Raw genomic sequence first — 1,174 nt, 5'->3', positions numbered from 1 at the left:
ATAAGTATAATGGGAAAGGTGCGCTCATATATACTCAAACTCCTCGACTCAGAAATCAGCACTTGCCAGTATTATCTAATTTTCCTCTAACTATCTTTCCCAGAAATAAAGTTCTGTGTCTCTACACTTTTAGTAAAATTATTCAACCCAAATATTGAGTAAGAAAATTTACCTACCTAAATTGATAACTCCTAAGTTACTGTTAGGTTGTCTTGAGAAAATTTGCAGTCTGAAATTTGAATTTGCCAGCTATCTTGTCCGAGAGTAATACCAATTTCAAAGCAGGAAAACTAAATCAAGAGCAAGGGTTTTCCCTAATCCTTTTTAAGAGACTGAGACACCAAATCTTATCTGCCAGTAACTTGTACTAATAAATTTCTTTTTCGAGGTCCATCTAATTCAAAAAATAATACTGACTGCCAAGTTCCTAAAGCCAATTTTCCCGACACAACTGGTATTACTTCACTATTATTTAGAGTCATTGCCATTAGATGAGAATGAGCATTAATTGGTTCATCGGGAGGAACATCTCGCAAATGTAAATCATTATGGAGATACTTGTCAGACTCCGGCGCTAACTTTCTCAAGTAAACTTTCAGGTCTTCAATTAATCTTTCCTCATTTTCGTTAATAGCTAAAGCGGTAGTTGTGTGTCTAGAAAATACAATTACCTGACCATCATTTATGCCAGTCTTAGTTAAGACATCAATAACTTGGGGAGTAATATTGTATATTTCTATTCCTGGAGCAGTTTCTATTTCTAGAAGTTCATTTTTAATCAACATATTAATATCCTATTTACAGTTATAAATAATTATGAAACGAGTCAGGAGGAAATAGGCAAAAAAATAGAAGAGTAGAGAGGATAAAAGGTTTTGCTGTCTTAAATTTCAATCCAATAATTTGATCGATCCCTCATTATATGAATATTCTATTTGTTAACCTTGGTAGTGGGAAAAAAGTAATAATTTTGCTCGTCTACCTTATAACAATTGAAGGGATGTAGCAACTAACATCGTTCAATCTTTAGGACCACCTTAACCTTTAATATCAATCAATAAATATTTGCATACCTGACCACTAAATTTCTTTGACATTGGTATTAATACTCTACTTTTTCATAGATGTACCAACTAACATTGTTCAATCTTTAGGACTACCTTAACCTTTAATA

Annotated in this window: 1 protein-coding gene; it reads right to left on the bottom strand. The window is 32.7% G+C overall.

Features of this window, described 5'->3' with window-relative positions; all coding sequences use genetic code 11:
- Positions 1-347: 347 nt before the first annotated feature.
- Entirely contained in the window at positions 348-785 is a 438-nt protein-coding gene (locus AFK68_RS00080) for a secondary thiamine-phosphate synthase enzyme YjbQ (protein ID WP_094670665.1), read from the bottom strand.
- Between the last annotated feature and the right edge of the window lie 389 nt (positions 786-1,174).

Source organism: Hydrocoleum sp. CS-953 (assembly GCF_002260545.1).
In the GTDB taxonomy this organism is placed as follows: domain Bacteria; phylum Cyanobacteriota; class Cyanobacteriia; order Cyanobacteriales; family Microcoleaceae; genus Trichodesmium.
Note: the sequence above shows the minus strand (reverse complement) of the source record. Positions and strands in the feature narration are given on the sequence as shown.

Excerpts from the sequence above, each read along its gene's own strand:
- AFK68_RS00080 (WP_094670665.1), bottom strand. The coding sequence starts at position 785 with ATGTTGATTAAAAATGAACTTCTAGAAATAGAAACTGCTCCAGGAATA.